Origin of the sequence: Bacillus sp. FDAARGOS_1420, from assembly GCF_019344915.1 — a bacterium.
GTDB classification, from domain to species: Bacteria; Bacillota; Bacilli; order Bacillales; family Bacillaceae_G; genus Bacillus_A; species Bacillus_A mycoides.
Map to the genome: position 1 here is coordinate 346,639 of NZ_JAHWJB010000005.1, position 20,031 is coordinate 366,669.

At 33.9% G+C, this 20,031-nt stretch carries 18 protein-coding genes and 13 pseudogenes; 8 read left to right on the forward strand and 23 right to left on the reverse strand.

The features are described from left to right. Positions 1-261: 261 nt before the first annotated feature. From I6L50_RS35560 to I6L50_RS34210, 4 genes and pseudogenes are all read right to left on the reverse strand, one after another. Positions 262-632, reverse strand: a pseudogene (locus I6L50_RS35560) (HNH endonuclease); the annotation flags it as partial. Beyond that, on the reverse strand, positions 622-876 hold the full coding sequence (locus I6L50_RS35565; protein WP_257475536.1) for a hypothetical protein: 255 nt from the start codon (positions 874-876) through the stop codon (positions 622-624). The pseudogene I6L50_RS35560 and the gene I6L50_RS35565, both read right to left, overlap by 11 nt. 17 nt (positions 877-893) lie before the next feature. Further along, positions 894-1,103, reverse strand: a pseudogene (locus I6L50_RS34205) (hypothetical protein); the annotation flags it as partial. A 45-nt stretch (positions 1,104-1,148) separates the two neighbouring features. After that, positions 1,149-1,424: a hypothetical protein gene (locus tag I6L50_RS34210; protein WP_219304448.1), complete on the reverse strand. Its 276-nt coding sequence runs from the start codon at positions 1,422-1,424 to the stop codon at positions 1,149-1,151. A gap of 1,215 nt (positions 1,425-2,639) precedes the next feature. Between I6L50_RS34210 and I6L50_RS35955 the strand changes: the two are divergent. Then, positions 2,640-3,348, forward strand: a pseudogene (locus tag I6L50_RS35955) (anthrax toxin lethal factor-related metalloendopeptidase). A 273-nt stretch (positions 3,349-3,621) separates the two neighbouring features. On the opposite strand, the gene I6L50_RS34215 reads toward I6L50_RS35955, so the two are convergent. From I6L50_RS34215 to I6L50_RS34235, 5 genes and pseudogenes are all read right to left on the reverse strand, one after another. Then, positions 3,622-3,840 carry a hypothetical protein gene (locus I6L50_RS34215; RefSeq protein ID WP_219304450.1) on the reverse strand — a complete coding sequence of 73 codons (219 nt, stop codon included), beginning with the start codon at positions 3,838-3,840 and terminating at the stop codon, positions 3,622-3,624. A 210-nt stretch (positions 3,841-4,050) separates the two neighbouring features. Further along, positions 4,051-4,520 (reverse strand): annotated as a pseudogene (locus tag I6L50_RS34220) (tyrosine-type recombinase/integrase); the annotation flags it as partial. Beyond that, positions 4,511-4,966 (reverse strand): annotated as a pseudogene (locus I6L50_RS34225) (ArpU family phage packaging/lysis transcriptional regulator); the annotation flags it as partial. The pseudogenes I6L50_RS34220 and I6L50_RS34225, both read right to left, overlap by 10 nt. Positions 4,967-5,234: 268 nt before the next feature. Then, complete coding sequence (locus tag I6L50_RS34230) at positions 5,235-5,366, reverse strand: DUF3983 domain-containing protein (RefSeq protein ID WP_219304454.1); 132 nt, start codon at positions 5,364-5,366, stop codon at positions 5,235-5,237. A 75-nt stretch (positions 5,367-5,441) separates the two neighbouring features. Next, positions 5,442-5,555 (reverse strand): annotated as a pseudogene (locus I6L50_RS34235) (XRE family transcriptional regulator); the annotation flags it as partial. Between the two features lie 464 nt (positions 5,556-6,019). On the opposite strand from I6L50_RS34235, the pseudogene I6L50_RS34240 reads away from it, so the two are divergent. Further along, positions 6,020-6,399 (forward strand): annotated as a pseudogene (locus tag I6L50_RS34240) (helix-turn-helix domain-containing protein); the annotation flags it as partial. Between the two features lie 687 nt (positions 6,400-7,086). On the opposite strand, the pseudogene I6L50_RS36090 reads toward I6L50_RS34240, so the two are convergent. Then, positions 7,087-7,452, reverse strand: a pseudogene (locus I6L50_RS36090) (IS110 family transposase); the annotation flags it as partial. 362 nt (positions 7,453-7,814) lie between these two features. Between I6L50_RS36090 and nheA the strand changes: the two are divergent. Both nheA and nheB read left to right on the forward strand, forming a co-directional pair. Then, complete coding sequence (gene nheA / locus I6L50_RS34250) at positions 7,815-8,966, forward strand: non-hemolytic enterotoxin subunit A (RefSeq protein ID WP_219304456.1); 1,152 nt, start codon at positions 7,815-7,817, stop codon at positions 8,964-8,966. Between the two features lie 47 nt (positions 8,967-9,013). Next, the gene (gene nheB / locus I6L50_RS34255; RefSeq protein WP_219304457.1) at positions 9,014-10,222 is read left to right on the forward strand and encodes a non-hemolytic enterotoxin NHE subunit B; all 1,209 of its coding nucleotides are present in this window, start codon (positions 9,014-9,016) and stop codon (positions 10,220-10,222) included. A gap of 188 nt (positions 10,223-10,410) precedes the next feature. On the opposite strand, the pseudogene I6L50_RS35570 reads toward nheB, so the two are convergent. The 7 genes and pseudogenes from I6L50_RS35570 to I6L50_RS34280 all read right to left on the reverse strand — a co-directional run. Continuing rightward, a pseudogene (locus I6L50_RS35570) lies at positions 10,411-10,563 on the reverse strand (IS6 family transposase); the annotation flags it as partial. A gap of 58 nt (positions 10,564-10,621) precedes the next feature. After that, complete coding sequence (hfq, locus tag I6L50_RS34260; protein ID WP_219304459.1) at positions 10,622-10,810, reverse strand: RNA chaperone Hfq; 189 nt, start codon at positions 10,808-10,810, stop codon at positions 10,622-10,624. A gap of 23 nt (positions 10,811-10,833) precedes the next feature. Continuing rightward, positions 10,834-11,169 (reverse strand): transposase, encoded by a 336-nt coding sequence (locus I6L50_RS34265; protein ID WP_219304461.1) that lies wholly within the window; start codon positions 11,167-11,169, stop codon positions 10,834-10,836. A 604-nt stretch (positions 11,170-11,773) separates the two neighbouring features. Further along, positions 11,774-11,920, reverse strand: a pseudogene (locus I6L50_RS34270) (RNA chaperone Hfq); the annotation flags it as partial. 14 nt (positions 11,921-11,934) lie between these two features. After that, on the reverse strand, positions 11,935-12,087 hold the full coding sequence (locus tag I6L50_RS34275) for a BC1881 family protein (RefSeq protein WP_098806868.1): 153 nt from the start codon (positions 12,085-12,087) through the stop codon (positions 11,935-11,937). An 892-nt stretch (positions 12,088-12,979) separates the two neighbouring features. After that, positions 12,980-13,152, reverse strand: a pseudogene (locus I6L50_RS35575) (site-specific integrase); the annotation flags it as partial. Positions 13,153-13,242: 90 nt separating this feature from the next. Next, a pseudogene (locus I6L50_RS34280) lies at positions 13,243-13,581 on the reverse strand (ArsR/SmtB family transcription factor). A gap of 151 nt (positions 13,582-13,732) precedes the next feature. Between I6L50_RS34280 and I6L50_RS34285 the strand changes: the two are divergent. After that, positions 13,733-14,011: an HU family DNA-binding protein gene (locus tag I6L50_RS34285; RefSeq protein ID WP_219304462.1), complete on the forward strand. Its 279-nt coding sequence runs from the start codon at positions 13,733-13,735 to the stop codon at positions 14,009-14,011. 52 nt (positions 14,012-14,063) lie between these two features. Here I6L50_RS34285 and hfq (I6L50_RS34290) read toward each other — a convergent pair whose 3' ends face one another. The 3 genes and pseudogenes from hfq (I6L50_RS34290) to I6L50_RS35960 all read right to left on the reverse strand — a co-directional run. Then, a complete protein-coding gene (hfq, locus tag I6L50_RS34290; RefSeq protein WP_219304464.1) occupies positions 14,064-14,297 on the reverse strand; it encodes an RNA chaperone Hfq in 234 nt (77 codons plus the stop codon). A 13-nt stretch (positions 14,298-14,310) separates the two neighbouring features. Further along, positions 14,311-14,607 carry an AbrB/MazE/SpoVT family DNA-binding domain-containing protein gene (locus I6L50_RS34295; protein ID WP_219304466.1) on the reverse strand — a complete coding sequence of 99 codons (297 nt, stop codon included), beginning with the start codon at positions 14,605-14,607 and terminating at the stop codon, positions 14,311-14,313. 17 nt (positions 14,608-14,624) lie between these two features. Next, positions 14,625-14,732, reverse strand: a pseudogene (locus I6L50_RS35960) (zinc ribbon domain-containing protein); the annotation flags it as partial. A gap of 166 nt (positions 14,733-14,898) precedes the next feature. Here I6L50_RS35960 and I6L50_RS35580 point away from each other — a divergent pair. Beyond that, the gene (locus tag I6L50_RS35580) at positions 14,899-14,961 is read left to right on the forward strand and encodes an aspartyl-phosphate phosphatase Spo0E family protein (RefSeq protein WP_257475537.1); all 63 of its coding nucleotides are present in this window, start codon (positions 14,899-14,901) and stop codon (positions 14,959-14,961) included. A 783-nt stretch (positions 14,962-15,744) separates the two neighbouring features. Here I6L50_RS35580 and I6L50_RS35585 read toward each other — a convergent pair. The 3 genes from I6L50_RS35585 to I6L50_RS34320 form a co-directional block, all read right to left on the reverse strand. After that, on the reverse strand, positions 15,745-16,197 hold the full coding sequence (locus I6L50_RS35585) for an SET domain-containing protein (protein ID WP_257475507.1): 453 nt from the start codon (positions 16,195-16,197) through the stop codon (positions 15,745-15,747). Between the two features lie 71 nt (positions 16,198-16,268). Continuing rightward, positions 16,269-16,577: a hypothetical protein gene (locus tag I6L50_RS34315; RefSeq protein WP_257475508.1), complete on the reverse strand. Its 309-nt coding sequence runs from the start codon at positions 16,575-16,577 to the stop codon at positions 16,269-16,271. Positions 16,578-16,943: 366 nt separating this feature from the next. Continuing rightward, positions 16,944-18,602: a M4 family metallopeptidase gene (locus tag I6L50_RS34320; RefSeq protein WP_219304472.1), complete on the reverse strand. Its 1,659-nt coding sequence runs from the start codon at positions 18,600-18,602 to the stop codon at positions 16,944-16,946. A 310-nt stretch (positions 18,603-18,912) separates the two neighbouring features. Between I6L50_RS34320 and I6L50_RS34325 the strand changes: the two genes are divergently transcribed. Both I6L50_RS34325 and I6L50_RS34330 read left to right on the forward strand, forming a co-directional pair. Then, a complete protein-coding gene (locus tag I6L50_RS34325) occupies positions 18,913-19,476 on the forward strand; it encodes a hypothetical protein (protein ID WP_219304473.1) in 564 nt (187 codons plus the stop codon). A 49-nt stretch (positions 19,477-19,525) separates the two neighbouring features. Next, entirely contained in the window at positions 19,526-19,966 is a 441-nt protein-coding gene (locus I6L50_RS34330; protein WP_219304475.1) for a hypothetical protein, read from the forward strand. Positions 19,967-20,031: the final 65 nt, after the last annotated feature.

The window sequence follows — 20,031 nt, forward strand, 5'->3', positions numbered from 1 at the left end:
TAAAACGACATTTTTGCACAGAAAGCTAAGCGGCGGTCTCCAAGGATTCGCCTTTTGCTTTTTTACGACAGGGGTATTTTTTGTCCGATTTTAGGACAAATTCATCCGTACTTTTATATAGATGCAATGTTATTCTTATACTTGTAACTTGTAGTTACATGCAGTTTCCCTAAACAAGTATCCTGTAGGCCCTAGACTCATTCTAGGGCCTCTTCCCATTTATCTAGCGTGATAGACCTGTACGCTTCCCTTCCTTTTGAATTATTCTCTGTATTTCTTCTCGTCTTCTTTTGTTTTCTTGTTATGACAAGCATGACAAAGTGTTTGTAAATTATTTGGATCTAACCGCCTTAGCCAATCCACAAGCAACGGAATGGTACGATCTACTACATCTCCTATCTTAATAATGCCATTCATTCTACACATAATCCATAATCTCTACGATAAACAAACTCACACATAACTCTCCATGGTTTGGAGTTATAGAATGAACGTGAGCTTTTGTTTCGAATATGTTTGTCATAATATCTTACGGTTTCTTTTTCCTTTTCGATATATTTAGCACAATACTTATCCCGTGTTAGTTCATTGCAACCTAAGGACTTACACGGCTTAAATGGTTTACTTGGTACCTGCCATCCTCTTCCTCAATCGTTGCATCTCATCCTCGATAGCAAGATTCTTTTTATAAATCCGTTCATGACACTTGATTATAGCCAATTGACACTTACGAATTTTATCATTCACATATGCAGCAACATGCTCATGGCCACAATGAGGACACGTGAAGTAACACTTCTCAATGCAATTACAAATCTGAGCTACGTGTGGTTGCATATCATAATCTTCATTACAGCTAAAATAATAAAATTGTATCTCCCCTCACTCCTTCCCTTCAGAAATTCATCTACCGTCTTACTTAACACACTAACCATCGCTTCTCTGCATTGCTTTGGTGTCATATCATCACTTATTTCATTATGCAAAAATACGACTTTTTCTAATTTCTGTGGATAAATATGTTCCTTGACTAATTCCAATCCGAGAATGTTATTAATTAACTTACCAATAATGACAGTTTGTTCTTGTTTATTTAGTATCATTTGTTCTCACTCCTCTTCAAAAATAAAGTACCCAGATGGATACTTTCACTCTAAATCCTTATTTATTTTTTCAATTCTAAATACTGAAGGTACATGAGGTTGCATTCTTATATTAGACTCTTCAATTGCTACTATATACCGCGGATTTAAAGCAACTTGCATTTCGTTTCCTGTTTCCACATCTATATGAGGTAACACAACAAAAGTATTAAGGAATTCTCCTTCACCATTTACAAGTGTCTTTCCAATGAGGGAACCAAGCTGAATCGATACAATATATTCTTTCCCATTTGATAAAATAATTTTAGACGAGCTGTCCATCCATATCCCACTCCTCACTTTGTCAAAATAACCAATTCATCATATATTTTCTATATACTTTATATGCCCATTTTTGATATCTATGCCTCTTTCTATAAAAGTGCATATGGACGTAAAAAGAGAGCAACCAAGGGAATGACTGCTCTTGCATCATTTATATAGACAGAAAGGTCTTTGGAAAAGCACTATCAATAGGTGTTGTCCTATGCTTCATTAGATGCTTATTCTTAGAAAAAAGTTCTAGACAACACATTGTTTTTGGTTTTAAAAACCATTTTTCTGCATATAATAAAAATGGTTGGAAAACTGACGCTGTCTACTGTTTATTTCAGACCCTTAACTTAGTAAGTAGTTACAATCCATCTGTTTTCCTCCAACATTTCTTTCAGAAGGATGAAGAATGCGAATGGATATCCCTTATCCCAAAACTAACCTACCACACATCTATACCTTCGCATTATTCATTCATTCCTTCATCCATACATCATTCACCCCTTACTGCCTTAATCCACCACCCCATTATAAATCCTATAAAAAAGAGCACCTCAATAATAAAAGTGCTCTCTTCTAGTACAGCTTGTACTGCTTTTACTTATTATTAAAAAATCACCCTAAAAACTTAATCTAACATTATGTATTATTTAGCCCCTCTTTCAACCGCTAAGCATATATGTTTAACTTTCCCGGTTATACATTCATGTCTAAAACTTAGCGGCTGAAAGAAGAGCAAAAGCTCTTCCGAATTACACTGGATGCCCGTAAATCTACTTATAAATATATTATAAAAATGGTTTCCGCCATCATTTACCTAATTTAAAGTACCATATAATTTTATATTCAACTATCTATTTTTTGTCCTTTATTAAAGAACATTTCCCCACCCTCACTACGATGCCTGCATGTTAAAATACATATACCCTAATTAAATTTCTGCGAGGACATAAAAACTCACTTGTCCTCCTACTCACTTACAGAGCTACATGATTTGTCTTATACAGACCATGTAGCTCTCTTTTTTATAGCAAGCTATAGACTTATCTTGCACATTAGCATTCTGTGAGAACATACGAAAAAATTATAATTTTTTAATAACTTTATCCCTATGTTTTCTTTTCCTCCTTACATATAAAAATAACGATTACATTCTTATCACCATTATCTGTTTTTCACTATATAATGCTATTAATATAAATTACTTTTAAAAGATGAATAACTATGAAGTTCAAAAAATTACTCTTCACTGTCTTATGTTGCTCATTATTTCTAGTTATACCCCCGATTAGTGTGAGCGCTCAAGAAGGACAACCTATCATTTCTTATAAAAATACAACGAATCCCTCTGTCTCTCCTTTCGTTCCATCCACTCTTCCGCGTTCCCAAGAGCTGTACACGCCATCAACGGCGAATCTTCCTCAACAACTTATCATCGTCCAAACCTCCGGCAACTATAATCAACAAGAAACCTCCAATATGATACAGCGTATTAGCAACATTGATAGCAAAACTCTATATGCTCTTTACAATAAAAATATTCGTATTAAACTCGTTAACTTTCCGATCACTTATTTACCGGAATATTCTTATTTAAGAGGGAAAATCCCTAGAGGCTGGGAATCCTGTTTTTGCTCGTATAGGATATAGTAATTACGGTAATATGCATACTTCAATCAATCTTGAATTACACGAAACAACTCACGCTATTGATCGTTATGTATTCCAAAACATTAGCTATTCACAAGAATTCTTAAGAATTCATAGTCGTGAATATAATTCCTTTTCCAACAGTTCTTATTACTACTATCCAGAGGAATATTTTGCTGAAGCCTATGCCTACTATTACTTGAATAGTTCTACCCATGAAACTTTAAAAACACGCGCTCCTTATACCTACGAGTTAATACAAAAACTACCTCCTCGTTTATAATTGTATCCATGCACAAGAATTTGTATTTTTCTATATACAAAATAAAGAGCATCTTTAAAGATGCTCTTTCCATTCAACGGCTACATTCAATCTCGCACCATCGAAAACTGGTTTCGGATTTTAGATACCGTCATTATGAACCGTTTAGAATTTTAATACCATCATCGTGAGTTGTGTTTTCCGACACTTCCCACCATACAAATATAACACATTACTTCCAAAATAATCGACACATTTTCTGCCAAAAAGCGGTCACAACTCTGCCAGTGTTTTTCATAGTTCAAATTTTTCCACTGCATCTGTTACTTCTACTGGTACACCAAATATACTTTTTTTCATTTCTGTCATTTTCTTTTTAATAATCCAATGTGGATAATTCAATTCTTCTAAAATATTTCTAAAATAAGTTGGGTTCAACTTTAACATATCAGGATTTCTCCCCGTATTCCTTTTATATTTAATGATTACTTCTAATAGTTCTTCATTTAACATAAATCACAATTACCTCCCCTTACAGTTTATATTTATGTATATACACCATCCGATTTCTCGATACCTGCAGTTACCCATATCTTATATTGTGTGTAACTGAGTCTATCACTGAATCCCTTGCTATCATTGATTTCATTTAACTTTCTCTTTTGAGTTACACAGTACGAAATTTATGAGTAACTGTATAGATTAAAAAAGAAAAAGCAATGATTAGATTTTAAACCTAGTCATTGCTTTTCCCATCACAGCTTGGTTTACACCTATATAACGTAACTTGACATTCTCTGACGAATGATTGAATATCTCCATGAGTAATGTGCTATGTTTTTCGTTTGCATGTACATATGATACCCGTACGTCTTTCTTAGGGTATGTGTTCCTATTTCATATTCTTCTGCCACTCCACTTAATATCTTATATGCCATGGTACGACCAATAGGACGATTCTTTCCTTGTCTACTTTGCAGTAGATACTCATTGTCTTCTCTTTCTTCAATAAACCATTTAAGTTCTCGTTTCAGTGCTGCAGTAATTTGTATTCGTTTCTGTTTCCCTGTTTTCTTTTCCCTCATAGAGATATGACTCCCTTTAACATCACCTACTTTTATTTTCAAAACATCTTATATTCTAAGGCCTGTATTAATGCCCATAATGAAGAGAATGTAATTACGTAAACTTCTAATCCAAGTGCAAAAACGAGCTTATAAAAAGCTTTAGACTTCCAACGTCGATATGTACGTTCTGACATTCTGATTTCGTTATAAACCATGTAATCACATACATCCTCTTCTAAATAACGCTTATAAATAATATCCCTTTGGGTAATTCCTGCACGTCCGTTTCCTAACCGATTTAGAAATTGATCAATACGTAATGACATTCTTTCTAGCTATTCTTCTCGTTTACTTTGTTGAATATATGCTATAGCAACATCTTCTAATGGTCTTCCGACTGCATGTGTAGGAACGTGCTCACGTATTTCATAAGCAGGAGTGACTTTCATTTCTTTACGCATCATCTCAAATTGTCTATGTATACGTATGCTTTCCAACACACCTTCTAATTCTTCTAATTCCTCTTATGTCGCTGTTCTATCAATTTTTGGTAAGAAAGATAATTTAATCATATAAAACCACTCCTTTTATTTTTAAATTACTTTTGTCTTATTGCCCCACGTCTACGCTCATAGCAAGGTCTATGCATCCCCATTAAATCCTCAATTTCTTTTTTTCTTCTTTGCTTGATTGGATTGCTTTTTCCATTCACGTAATTGATCTCTTAACCCCTTCATTTCCCCATCTCCCTTTTCAAAAGAAAGAGGACACCTATTCCTAAAACAGCTTTAATGGCTGTTCTAAAAATCGGTTTCCTCTAGTTTTCTAGCCGGACTATATTTATTTCATAATGCCCGGTTGTATAAAAAGATTTCTCCAAGCTTTATCTAGCCTTTCTTTCTCTTCTTTTTGTACAGCCTTTGTACGACGAGCGATTGCTTTTTTTAATTTCTTTTTCTTCATCTTAGTCAACCCCTTCACTCCTTCTCTTTAAACACCCTTAATCTCCATTTTCGGGCTTTTTAATTAGTTTGATACCCCCATTCCCTCTATCTTAATCAACTTATTAATATCGGTACCTAACAATTTGGCAGCTTTTCCTTGAATTATTCCAAATAAATGCCGAAGTTCTGTTAACTTCTCACCATTAAAATCACTCACAACATTTTCTCCCCCCTGAATAAAACTCAATATTCCGTCAACACTATAACTACCCATTTCTGAACCATATTCCATGATGGTTGAGCAGTTAGCTTTTGCTAGCTGCTCTTTAATTTTTCATCACCTTTTTATGTGAGGATGCATATTATGTATAGAGCATTTTTGATACACCTTCATTTATAAGCTTTTTTGACTATTCACTCCGAGAAAGAGTACTGTTTGAAGGTACTCTTTTTAATTTTTATCATTTTAGCCAAGAAGACTCCTTCCTCAAGGAACATGAAGGGCCACGGCCCAGTGAGTAGGTGGGAGATGAATTGGCTTCGAACAAGGGATGGCATACTGCCATCTCAATTGTTCGACATATATAACTTATTATTGGATAATTTGTCATCATCATTTCACTACTTACCGAATATACGTTCGTTGTATAATGGAGATATATCGAAATGGGGGTGAAAGAAATGATGATTAATCGAGCATATAAATTTCGTATCTATCCAAATACAGCACAAGCAATTTTAATCAATAAAACCATTGGTTGTTCTCGTTTTGTATTCAATCATTTCCTATCCCTATGGGATAATACATACAAAGAAACAGGAAAAGGTTTGACATATGGTACATGCTCTGCCAAACTTCCTGCCATGAAGAAAGAGTTGTTTGGCTCAAAGAAGTGGATAGTATTGCGATCCAATCGTCTGTTCGCAACCTTGCGGATGCGTATACACGCTTTTTCAAGAAACAAAACAGTGCCCCACGTTTCAAATTTAAAAAGAATCCTGTGCAATCTTACACCACAAAACAAACGAATGAAAACATTGCTGTTGTAGGAAACAGTATGAACAAAATTGTTATCTACTGCATGCACAGATAATTTCTTTAATACATAACATTTCATATTTATTTTAGTCCTGCAACACTCTCAGTCTTTATAAAAAGCTTGTCCCAGGTTGTATTTTTTATCCTGCAGCATAATATATTATAAATTTGTAAGGTTCCTGGAACATTTATCAATAGTACTCTATCTGTATTCGTGCTAATTTAGGTATACATTCTCTTTGTTGTGGAAGGTAATTTTGTATGATATTAGACCTGCGGTAGTATGTCAACTGAAAAACAAAAGAATTTTTAGTTATCAAAGGCATGTTTACTTAAAAAAGACGTCGTGCGACTAAACCAGTAATGCATGTAATTGACTGGAAATCAATTAAAAGGTAGAAATGAAACGTTTTTTGTCACACTTTCATGTACCTTTCTGGTGTAAAGAGTCAGTGACTACGTAGTGGTGCACTCGTTCTAATCGCATTCTTTCTCTTGCGATTAGAACGAGTGCACGTTTGTTTTGATAGCTCATTATATTTTTTCACGTAATATTCTTGATAATCAGATACATACTTTTTTACAAAGTTATTGGATTCACCCCAGTAATACCGCAAGTACTGATTTCTATTACAGGATAACGAAGTGTTTTTTTGCGGTGAATCGACTAGACTGTGAATATAATCCCTATCTTCGTTTCATCATCAAGTCTTCCGATTTGACCAATCTCAGCGATAACAATGGCATCAAAGACATCTGTTTTATTCATGTCAGAATAGTTTTTCTTGAAATTTGCAATTTGTTTGGGATTCATCAGAAATATCTTTGCCCCAAAGCGTTGTAAGTCTTCATCATAATGAAGAAACATAGATGGATGAAAACTATAAACAGATGTGTATTATAAATCGATTTTAACAGTTTCAATTTCTTGGTTGGTTATACACTGTAACACTCGCTTTTTGAGCACTGTGGCCCCTGGTAAGTCAAAAAGGAATCTAGCTTTTTTCCCTTCACCATTTAAAATACAAACTTTTATAACAAACAAACTTACATCTAGACCAGCAAATAATTTCATGTAAGAGATCTCCCTTCAAATTAGAATCATTCCTTATAAATCTCGTGATATCTCTAGTGTGTACGATGGGTCAATAACCTCGCGCTGAGAGAGCTTGTCCTGAATCGAAAGCCTCCCTAAAGCTAATCGAGGGGCAGTCTGTTTAGCCTGCGAGTAAGAAGTTCCGCATGTTCACTGAGAAACACTCTATAAGTTATATGATAAGTCCACAGGAGGAAAACGAAGTGGCCCAAGTACTCCTAAAATCAGTATCTAAAAATATCTTGAGACGTCTAAGTATTTTATTTATTCAGGACCCTTATTATATGGGAAATATAAGCTTGAAATAAGACTTAAATATGAACATACGAGGAGGAATTAAAGTGAAAAAGACTTTAATTACAGGGTTATTGGTTACAGCAGTATCTACGAGTTACTCCGTTCCTGTAAGCGTTCACACCGAGGGGGGGCAAACAGAAGTGAAAACAGTATATGCGCAAAATGTAATTGCTCCAAATACATTATCCCATTCAATTAGAATGTTAGGATCACAGTCACCGCTTATACAAGCATACGGATTAGTTATTTTGCAACAGCCAGACATTAAGGTAAACGCTATGAGTAGTTTAACGAATCATCAAAAATTTGCAAAAACGAATGTACGAGAGTGGATTGATGAATATAATCCGAAGCTAATCGACTTAAATCAAGAAATGATGAGATACAGCACAAGATTTAATAGTTATTATAGTAAGCTCTATGAACTAGCAGGAAAAGTAAATGAAGATGAACAGGCAAAAGCAGATTTTACAAACGCATATGGAAAATTACAATTGCAAGTCCAAAGCATTCAAGAGAGTATGGAGCAAGATTTATTAGAGTTAAATCGATTTAAAACGGTATTAGACAAAGATAGTAACAACTTATCAATTAAAGCTGATGAGGCAATAAAAACACTTCAAGGATTAAGTGGAGATATTGTGAAATTAAGAGAAGATATTAAAAGAATTCAAGGGGAAATTCAAGCTGAATTAACTACTATTTTGAATAGACCGCAAGAAATTATTAAAGGTTCTATTAATATCGGTAAACAAGTATTTACAATCACAAATCAAACTGCACAAACGAAAACAATCGACTTTGTTTCTATCGGTACTTTAAGTAATGAAATTGTAAATGCTGCAGATAGTCAAACGAGGGAAGCAGCTCTTCGTATTCAACAAAAGCAAAAAGAGTTATTACCGCTTATTCAGAAGTTATCACAAACTGAATTAGAGGCGACTCAAATTACATTTGTTGAAGATCAAGTAAGTAGCTTTACAGAACTAATTGATCGCCAAATTACAACTTTAGAAACGTTATTAACGGCTTGGAAAGTTGTAAATAATAATATGATCCAAATTCAAACAAATATTGAAGAAGGTACGTATACAGACAGTATTTTACTTCAAAAACATTTCAATCAACTTAAAAAAGTAAATGATGAAATGAATAAGCAAACAAATCAATTTGAAGATTACGTTACAAACGTTTGAAGTACATTAAACAGAAAAATAATTAGCGATATAGGGAGAGAAGAAAAATGACAAAAAAACCTTATAAAGTAATGGCTCTATCAGCACTTATGGCAGTATTTGCAGCAGGGAATATTATGCCGGCCCATACGTATGCAGCTGAAAGTACAGTGAAACAAGCTCCAGTTCATGCTGTAGCAAAAGCTTATAATGACTACGAAGAATATTCATTAGGACCAGAAGGCCTGAAAGATGCAATGGAAAGAACAGGTTCAAACGCTTTAGTAATGGATCTGTACGCTTTAACAATTATTAAACAAGGTAATGTTAACTTTGGTAATGTATCGTCAGTTGATGCAGCTTTAAAAGGTAAAGTGATTCAGCATCAAGATACAGCTAGAGGGAATGCACAACAATGGCTAGATGTATTGAAGCCACAGCTTATTTCAACAAATCAAAATATCATTAATTACAATACGAAATTCCAAAACTATTATGATACTTTAGTTGCTGCGGTTGATGCAAAGGATAAAGCAACTCTTACGAAAGGTCTAACTAGATTATCAAGTAGTATTACTGAAAATAAAGCGCAAGTAGATAAGTTAGTAGAAGACTTAAAGAAATTCCGAAATAAAATGACGTCGGATACTCAAAATTTCAAGGGAGATGCAAATCAAATTACATCTATCTTGGCTAGTCAAGATGCTGGAATTCCGCTTCTGCAAAATCAAATTACAACGTATAATGAAGCAATTAGTAAATATAATGCAATTATTATCGGTTCATCTGTTGCGACAGCTTTAGGCCCAATTGCAATTATCGGTGGTGCGGTAGTTATTGCTACTGGTGCAGGAACGCCGCTAGGAATCGCATTAATTGCAGGTGGTACAGCAGCTGTAGGTGGTGGAACAGCTGGAATCGTATTAGCGAAGAAAGAGCTTGATAATGCACAAGCAGAAATTCAAAAGATAACAGGACAAGTTACAACTGCCCAATTAGAAGTGGCAGGACTAACGAACATTAAAACACAAACGGAGTATTTAACAAATACGATTGATACTGCAATTACAGCGTTGCAAAACATTTCAAACCAATGGTATACAATGGGATCAAAATACAATTCTTTACTTCAAAATGTAGATTCAATTAGTCCAAATGAACTTGTTTTCATTAAAGAAGATTTAAACATTGCGAAAGATAGCTGGAAGAACATTAAAGACTATGCAGAAAAGATTTATGCTGAGGATATTAAAGTAGTAGATACGAAAAAAGCATAATCGAATACAAATCGTAAGAGCGTTAAGTATTAATGAATGAGTTGAAACTCCCGTTCAGTTGTGAGCAGGAGCTTTTGAGATCCTTATAAAGAGAATAGGAGAAAAGATTTTATAAAAAATGTCTTTTAGCAAGGTTCTGTTGCAAAGTTAGAAAAAATATAAAGAGGACTATAAACTTTGGATAGGATTTAAGCAATCTCTACTAATTTTTGTAGTTCTTTGTACTCCGAAAAGATGGAGTCTGATTCAAGACTTCGTCTCTGTTTATATAGGGCCTGAATCGTTTCAACCCCTTTTATGGTACGAGAAGCGTATCGAATACTTTGAAATCCAGAAGATTGATCTCAATCTTCTATGTTTTTGTATTTGTTCCTCTTCCCTCGAAAAAAGGAACAGGAATTACTTAAGAATTGTGGAAATGGCTTGCTTGTAGACTAGTTGTTGCTTACCATGAACCATCATAAGAACGGTAAACTTATCCGTTGCAAGGATTTGCCCACATACTGGAACACCATTCTTTAAAAATACAGTAACTTCCCCTTTTTTCTCTTTCAATTGTTCATATGTATCTTCTTGTAAGTTATACATGAAATACGCCCCCCTATTTTTATCTACTTTTCTTTTAATACTTGCCGGCTCTCATTATGGTCTATTTGTATTTCCCATTCACCTTCTATTTTTCTAAACCATTTTCCTATTTTGCTTACATAGTATTTTTTCACTTCACCATATGGAATCCAAATTTCACGTTCCTGTATTTGATTCATCACTTCATAAAGAATCTCATCATGCTCGTATTTTCTAGGTTTTCGATGATGCGTTCTTACAAACTGTATGTATTCCCTACGTAACCAATTAGAAATATAATCTTTTTGTTTTTGCCGGAGATGTGACCACTTTTTATTTGTCTGAAGGAGTTTTCCATTTACTTTTATATGGTTTTTCATCAACACTCATCTCCTTTTACCATCTAAATGCATATATACAACTATCGTATCACATTTAAATTAAAATATGGCTCTAGATACATATTTCGCAAGAAATCTATCCGAAATAAAATAATATCTCCATTTCACATAAAATATTATCCTAGACAGACGAGACCAAATCCATTAAACGGACTAATTAGACATAATATTAGATGTAGACTATTGATTATGTGTTTGTTTTTTATTAAATATCATGGTACGTGAAATTTTGTGTTGCTCTTATTAAAAAGGAGTTCAGTAGAGATACCTATAAAAACAGGTCATATACTGGTTTTTATTTCCATGTTATGACCCGTTATCTATTATACAGGTATAGAAAATCCAAAGTGGGGACTAATTAGAAAGTTTATTTGTTAATATATAATACAAAAAAGAGAACCCTTATAAAAAGGATTCTTCAACAGAAAAGAACAAACATAAAATTATCTAGAACGTTCAGAATGAATAGAATGGTTTCAAGTAATTGATTAAGATTTGGAGTAGTATTCTGTCATCGGTCCTTTTTAGAGAAGATTGAACCCAATCTTCTTTTTTGTTACTTTTGCGACTTCCCTTGAAAAAATTACTTAAGTATTGCAAAAATTGCTTGTTTGTAGACCAATTGTTGCTTACTGTGAACCATCATAAGAATAGGAAATTTATCCGTTGCAAGAATCTGCCCATTTATGGGAACGCCACTCTTTAAAAATATAGTGATATCCCCTCTTTTGTTACAATTGTTTGTTACTCTTTACAAATGTAAATCATTGCGGGTCCATCCACAACTACTCCACCAACTTCAATCTTTTCGTAAGCCTCTACACAAATGGTGGTCACCTTTTCACGCTTTGACAGCTCTTTACTCAGATTTTTTGTATCTATATCCTTTGGGTCCATTTTGGCACCTTCTCTACTTGTATTTTATACAGAAATATATGCACTGTAGGTCATTAAAACTCCTTGTAAAGTATTTATCAATACACAAAAGAAACTCCCAAAAAGTTTGCCTTTCTATTGAAAAACATAGTCAAATATCAAATCTAGTAAGCTTTATTTACCCTTATACAGGCTCGTCCCTATGAATAAGTACCACAAAAAAGCCAACTTTTTCACGAATATTTCAATATATGTCTGTTCCCTTCAAAAAACATTCTTCTGAAAGATGATGACAAAAATATAAGCACAGTCCTCCTAAATTTCAGGATAATACTGTGCTTTGAGCCAAAACATACATTTGAATAAAAAGGAAATAAACTTATCATTTTTGGTGTTTCCGCACCTTTGAGCGTACAGCTATTACAAACTTTATTATTAGATCTTGATTTACTGTACGCTCAAAGGAAGGGAAATACCACCCTTTTTATAAAAATAATATCGTCACATCGAAGCTCTAAACTTATTTATTATTATTATTACAGAAAATCGCCGAAAAAAATTCGATTTTTACGTTTGTTAAAAGCAAAAATATATTTTCTTGTTAAACAGACAAAAAACAACTATATACCAGCTGTCCTTTTGTCAAAAATCAAAACGTGTCAGTAAATAGTTCACAAATTGTCCGCGAATAGTTTTCATTTTTTTACATCATTTTTCAGCCCCTATTCACATAGTTTTGATTAGATATGGTCTTATATCCTTAAAAATGAATTAGCTATAACTATATTATTTTAAATTCATCTATTTTGTTTAACCTTAGATATATCAATCTCTTTTGCATTTTATAAAAACGAATTTGACACTTTCCGTTTAAAACTAATAATAAGGTAGCTAAAAAATAAAGAAATGAGGTTTTGGATTTCCTTTGATTATCATTTAGCGCATCTTGTTGGATTCCTATATATCTTAAAGTCTCTTTTTGATCCGTGTGATTTAATATTTTTTGTAAAGCGATCCACCTTTAAACTGTTTATAATGATGGTGCCCGTACGCCTTTCTAAATGAATAAGTTCCAATACTCTCTATTAATCATTGAAATGTACGTTTTAAAAATCAGTTAAAACGCTTATATATCAACAGCAGTAAATCATTTACTAAGAAAAAGAAAAAAGTGATTCAATATAAAAATACTAAATTAAATACTAAATTTCTAATTTTATAGCAAAACCTTGCAGAGGAAAAATTATAAAAAAGGAAGGCTGAAAAATGAATACGATAAAATACTTCTAATCCTTTTCGCTCATATGCTAGGACTTTATGTAATTTCAACTTGCCAAGATATTGCGAAACAGTGGGTTGTGGTATGGCGAGATACCGTTGTAATTTAGAAGCATTTAATGAAGTTTTCTTTATTATTTAATGTACAATTTGGAGACGGACAGGGTGTGCTAATGCCCTTACTACTTCTGCAACACGTTCTAATTCATTTGGATCCGTGTAAAAGGTATTTTTCATCTTTTTTTCCTCCCCCATTCCTCTTAAACAGAGTTTTCCCTCTGTTTAAGACATTTTTCTGTTATAGAATTTTCATCTCACAAACTATCTTGCACCATTTCATTTACACCTTTATACTGAAACAAGTATACATCACAATAAGAGGTGCCTTATGAACAAATCCGAATTAATCAAACAAGTTGCAATACAATCCGAACTAACAAAGCCACAAGCAGGTCTTGCTGTAGATGCAGTATTAGAGTCCATTCAACATGCACTACAAAATGGGGAACATCTACAGCTACTTGGCTTCGGCACATTCGAAGTAAGAGAACGTGCTGCCCGTGAAGGACGCAATCCACATACTGGTGAAGCTCTTACGATCCCTGCGGGAAAAACACCTGCCTTTAAAGCGGGGAAAGCATTAAAAGAAGCTGTAAAAGCTAAATAATATTTCTTTAACAGTAGCATGAATTCTAAGGATTTCATGCTACTGTTTTATTTTAGAAGCGAATCGTGGAGATTACATGTTTATATATAAGCTGTTGCTTCCCTTCAAATTCCATTAAAACAGAATAAGTATCAAATTCTCTTATCAATCCTTTTACATGCAATCCTTTTAACAAAATTAACGTGATATCCTTCCTCTTTTGAAACGCCTCTTGTAACAATTGTTCCTGCAAAGATAGCATGTTCTTACTTCTGTTCTTTTGAAATGCTTGTAATTTCGTTTCCAACGAGTTAGCCCCCCTATTCTTCACATACCGTTACTTTTACTTTGTATTGTTCTAGTTCAGCTAACAGTTGTTTTACACCCTCTGGACTCAGCGTCAGCTTTCCACCTGCCAGTTTTACATTCCTTGCAGATATTTCTCCCGTGATAGGACACGTACCATGAGATATATATTTTTGTAGGACAATCGCATCCTCTTCTACAAAAATTTCTAGCGCATCTCCTGAATCTACTTGTAAAATTCGTCTTGTTTCTTTTGGTATCACAATCCGTCCTAAATTATCTACTTTGCGTACAATACCTGTTGCTCTCATAGTGATGCCCTCCTTTTTTACACATAGAATATCTCACATCTTATGTGACCGTTTTCATTTTTCAAATTGATACTTGCGTTACTATCCCTATCATGATGCGTACCACAAGAAGGGCACTCCCACCTACTCACTGGGCCGTGGCCCTTCATGTTCCTTGAGGAAGGAGTCTTCTTGGCTAAAAATGATAAAAAATTGATTTTAATCTATACAAATAAGGAGGTGTCCCCTATCTACATCTGATATTCTCCCCTTACAAAAATAAATTGAAGAAAAAAGAAACAACTGCGACAGTTGGTAAAGGCATACAGATATACAGATCCCATTGTTCTTGCATGTAGCCACGAATTAGATTAATTCGTATATCTTTTTATGCATAATTACTCTCCTCGAACCGTTCAATAAAGCAACTTCTGCATAAAAACATGTCATTTGGTATATATTAGGGGTTATTTCCAAAGTTGGTTGAAATTCAAAAAGTATGGTCGTTGTCTGTTCGATTTATTGAGAAACAAAATCTTACTGCTAGAATATGAGCACAAGGCTCTTTTCAACTAACTTTGGAAAGAACCACTTTCATTTTGCACTAAACACGAAAAAGTATTAAATGAGTTGAGTCCATATATCACAGCTCATGTGAATCGTTTTGGAAAATATGGAATTTATCCAAATAGACAGCCTCCGCATTTATAGTTTGGTATGCCAATTTACCAAATGGCCAATTAATTAAAAGGGTATGTGGCCCCATAGTTCGCTTTTGGTTGCCATACCTCGATTGAGTATTATCTGAATAAAACGAGAAATCACAAGACTGCAAAGTAATTTTTTAATAAATCTTTGTGGTCTTTTCGTGTTGTGAAATCTTGTGTTAGTGCGATTGATAAGAATCCAGCTTATCTAATCGCGTTAAACAACTAAAAGGGAAAAAAGATGCCCAAAGGCATCAAAACAAGCCAATTTTTATATTGAGTGACATGGAATCTTTACACACAAGCAACATTCGACAAGATATTTTATAAAATCAGAATCCGTTCATCTGCCATGTGTTTGGAATTATAATATAAGGGATGATTCCGTTAGGAATTTAGGTCTCTATCTTTTCTTTTATTCATTCGCACCTGAGCCCTATTTTTTATACCATTATTTTTTTATATTACGCCCTACTAGATATCCTTTACAATTAGGTAACCCACAGGCACACTGAAATGATTGAAACAACATATCCTCTGTTTTTAAATAATCAATCGTAATATAATCTCCAACATTTATTTCTTGAAGCGCATAAACCTCCTGCGCATCCATATTAACAATTGCATTAGGTTCGCAAGAATGGAGTAACATTCCCATAAAATAAGGATCTTCTATATATATATTTTCTTTTAGTTGTAAAGTATATAATGTCTGATAGTCTTGAACCTTTCCAGCAAATTTAAATAAACAATCCCCTTGCGTAAAGCCCTTTTTTGAAATGACACCTTTATTAAAAATAGGAGTTATAACTATTTCAAACATTTCCGTACTTGGCTCGTTATAAAATATCGGAATTTCTTTAGGATAAAAGCGATTTTTCGTCTTTCCATTTTCTGGATTCATAAATACCACCTTCATTTCTTGGTTTTTGAATTTAGATGTATTTGATTCCTAATTTTAAAGGTGAATTGATTTTAATTTCCTACTACAAATGTATAATATTCGTCTGAAATACAGCCGTTAACTTTTACAACGTAAGTTCCCGGTTTAGTAAAACTAATAATATGTCGTTTTAACGTGACTGCAGATGTATCGCCAAAAAGAACATCAATACTCCTGCCACTCAGAGGAAATTCTTCTGTTAAATTAAGTTGTAAATGAAAAGAATCAACGTGTTCCGTATGCACTGGCTGTAAATCGGCAGCACTCACAGAAGGTGTGGAGGAAAACATCCCCCCTACTCCAATTGTACTAGCGAAAACTAATCCCATTATTATTTTCATTGTAAGACCCTCCATATATGTTTTAATAGTTACCTTTTAAAGGATATATGAACAGATTGAAAAGGGAAACAACTACTACAAGACAGGATTCGACACCTCTTTGGCTATTTGCATAAAAATGTACCCCATCCTAATATTTATAGTTTTTAAAACTTGTCTTGTGAAATATAAGAACATACTGCCATTTATGTAATGTATAAATATTTTTTATTTAAAAATTGTAAAATATCTTGATAAATAAAAATCATGACGTAAAATATTCCACCTTTTGTAAAATGATATTAAAAAAGTTAGGAAATATCGTCATTACATTCATAAAAATGAAATACTCCCAAACTGAAAAAATAGGAGTATCTCATTTTATAATTAATGAATGCCAACTGCATCGAATGATTTACTTACAGCATCTACCGCTTCGGAGTCTGTACCATATAAATCAGCTGCAGCTTGTTCCAGCGCTGCACGTGCCTGACTAAAGGTAGTAGATTGTGTGAAGTATGATGTATTTGCACGATAATAGATAGCACCCATCTTATCTCGGCCTATTCCGGGAACTGTTATTCCATAATGTAAGCCACCTTCTGCCAATAAATAAGCCGCTTTATTAATGATAGAGCTATTTTTATGTACACCTCCCCTATCACTCGGTCCTATATACCGTTTTGAATAGTGGTCTGGATATCCTAATTTTTCAGGGTGATCCATAGAGCGAAGAGCACTACCAGGTGTGCCTGGTTTATAAATCCCTTCCCCAATTTCATAATTAGGGTTACGATTATCATAAAACCGAATTAATATACCAAAAATATCAGAAATAGATTCGTTCAAGGCTCCAGACTCGCCTTGATATAGTAAACTAGAAGAAAATTCCGTTACAGCATGTGTTAATTCATGTCCAACTACATCAATAGCACCAGATAACGGGAGAAACATCTGGCCATCCCCGTCTCCATAAACCATTTGTTGTCCATTCCAAAATGCATTGTTATAATTTGTACCATAGTGTACAGAGGATGTAATAGATGATCCTATATTGTCATAGGAATTTCGATTAAAGTTAGACTTATAATAGTCGTATGTTTTTCCGGCATAGTAGTGTGCATCTACTGCAGGGGCATCGTAAGGATTTATAAATGAGCCGGTGGAATTATACCAGAGTGTACCAGGAATATTGTCAGCATCTTTTGCATCATACGTAAAGATTCCCTTCCCACGTGTCATATCTTTTAAGTAGTAATTAGAGCCGGTTAATACCGTATGTAAGGATTTCGTATCCCCCAGCACACCAATTCCTGTTCCCACTTGCTTTACATCTTTCTCAATTTCAGGACCCCTTCCAACCTGTTGTTCACTATGAATATTGTCTATCGTATTAAATTTATGGACAATATCGCCAGTTTTCGTGTCTATAAAATAAAAGTAATTTCCAGGTTGTGGAGAAAGAAAATTTAATTTTACTACATACGTATTTGCTGCGTGATTATTATTTGTATATATGACATGATCAGCAGTTGGCTTTTTTTCATATTTGGGGATGAATCCTAAATCTTTTTCGGCGATAGAGATGGCTTGATTTTGAGAAATAGAGGGCACAGTCTGTATAGATTGTTGCTGGTGAAGATTAGGTTGTACTGTTCCCGAAAAAACGGTTAGAATGCCATTGTTTTTAATATGTGCGACCTGGGTAGATCCCCATACTGGAATACCATTATATACTTGCTGCAATCGAATAATCGTAGATCCTAAAGGATCCTTTTGCTTCGATGTAACAATGAAAGATTTTTCTGCTGATGTATCTCCTAATTTATATTTGTCTTTATTGGCATTCAGGTAGGAAAAAATGATTTTTTCATCTTGATTAGTATTTGGAGATGTAAGTTGCCCAGATATGAATTCCGGTGAATCCACTTTCTCATTAAATTTTTCGATGGATAATACATTTTGCTCAGCTAATACAGAAATAGAAGAAAGGCTAGTGAATACAAGCCCTAGAGACAAACCAATCCCTAGTTGAGTCTTTTTCATCATTAATACCTCCTACAAATTTGAAATACAATACATTCAGAATATTATCATTTTTCTAATTTTTTGAATACAGGTATATTTGTCGATAATAGTTCTTTTCATAGAATAAATTGTAAAATTCGTCAATAAAGGTAGGGGGTGGTTGAAAGGTAAGTGATAACTTTGTTCGTATTGATATTTTCGAACATTCATTTATAGAAATGAAGTACAAATTTATATTTTTCTCAATATGCTCTCTGTAGTCACCACATTCTTTTCGTTATATACTAGGCCCATGTTTATAACAAAACTGAACAAAGGAGGAAGTATATTGGCTATATTCAAAAAAATCCAAAATATTATGTTGGTAAGTTTAATTGGGGGAAGTTCTCTTGGTATCCTCCCTCTACAAACTCATGCTGCACAAGAAACATCGAAAAGTGAGCGAATACAAAAAGATATGCAGCCGGTTTCATTTAATGGTGGTGATTCTCCCCAATTAGGTATAAACAATCCAGAATCGACAGTAAACAAATGGGAGTTGACTGTTTTTACGGACACATTACAGATAAAGAAGCAAGTGAATGCCGTGCTTCAAAATACAGTGTTTCAAAATATCACAAGAGAGCTCACTGATTCTACGTTTGATATTGTAAGTAATCGCTATAACGTAATGATGTTTACTGCACACTCTAATTATCAACATAGTTTACAAGGTAAAAAATTCTATGCAAGACTTAACTTTAGAGGAAACGAATATGATTTATATGTGTTCGAAAAGGGAGAATTTTATAAAGATGCTTTAATCGTAAATAAGCCATGGTCTTGGGCATATAGAGGATGGGCTACAGAGTCTGATACAACATCTTCTATTCAATTCCGTTTACCTTCATAACATGTAATACGACATTATTAATTACGAATTTTGAAAAGGAGGATGAATCATGTTAAAAAAATTAGTAGTTGGGGCAACGGTAAGTGGCATTTTGGTTTCAGGAGCAACAGGTGTAATGGCCGCAGAAACTAAAGCTGATAGTCATTACAGTATATCCGCTAACCTCATTCAGCAAAATATGCAAGAGTCTATGGCGTATACAACGGTTACCGTTTTGGGAGATAAAGCTTATTTTTCTGTTGATGGGTTACAACATTATTTTTCCAGTTACACTTCAATTTTTTGGCAAAGTGAAAATGGGAAAATATTATCAGTTGCATATCCAACCGATGGATTCAATCAAAAAACAAGTGCGACTGAACACTATGCAAAAGCAGAACGGAACTTATCAGCAGTCAGAGAATTTATGCCTTCTGGAACATATGTTACAGCATACGCTGAAATAAATGGTGAGAAATGGCCCGTTCAATCCTATTATATAGAATATTAAAAAATCACAATATATCTAGTCATATCATTGTAAGTAATCTTGGCTTAGAATAAATTATAAAAAAA

Bases quoted from the DNA above. Each gene is read 5' to 3' on its own strand.
- hfq (WP_219304459.1), bottom strand. From the start codon at position 10,810: ATGTATAACTTACAAGAAGATACATATGAACAATTGAAAGAGAAAAAA.
- I6L50_RS34320 (WP_219304472.1), bottom strand. From the start codon at position 18,602: ATGAAAAAGACTCAACTAGGGATTGGTTTGTCTCTAGGGCTTGTATTC.
- I6L50_RS34315 (WP_257475508.1), bottom strand. From the start codon at position 16,577: ATGAAAATAATAATGGGATTAGTTTTCGCTAGTACAATTGGAGTAGGG.
- I6L50_RS34210 (WP_219304448.1), bottom strand. From the start codon at position 1,424: ATGGACAGCTCGTCTAAAATTATTTTATCAAATGGGAAAGAATATATT.
- I6L50_RS34285 (WP_219304462.1), top strand. From the start codon at position 13,733: ATGAACAAATCCGAATTAATCAAACAAGTTGCAATACAATCCGAACTA.
- I6L50_RS35585 (WP_257475507.1), bottom strand. From the start codon at position 16,197: ATGAATCCAGAAAATGGAAAGACGAAAAATCGCTTTTATCCTAAAGAA.
- I6L50_RS34275 (WP_098806868.1), bottom strand. From the start codon at position 12,087: ATGGACCCAAAGGATATAGATACAAAAAATCTGAGTAAAGAGCTGTCA.
- I6L50_RS34330 (WP_219304475.1), top strand. From the start codon at position 19,526: ATGTTAAAAAAATTAGTAGTTGGGGCAACGGTAAGTGGCATTTTGGTT.
- I6L50_RS34295 (WP_219304466.1), bottom strand. From the start codon at position 14,607: ATGAGAGCAACAGGTATTGTACGCAAAGTAGATAATTTAGGACGGATT.
- I6L50_RS34215 (WP_219304450.1), bottom strand. From the start codon at position 3,840: ATGTTAAATGAAGAACTATTAGAAGTAATCATTAAATATAAAAGGAAT.
- nheB (WP_219304457.1), top strand. From the start codon at position 9,014: ATGACAAAAAAACCTTATAAAGTAATGGCTCTATCAGCACTTATGGCA.
- I6L50_RS34265 (WP_219304461.1), bottom strand. From the start codon at position 11,169: ATGAAAAACCATATAAAAGTAAATGGAAAACTCCTTCAGACAAATAAA.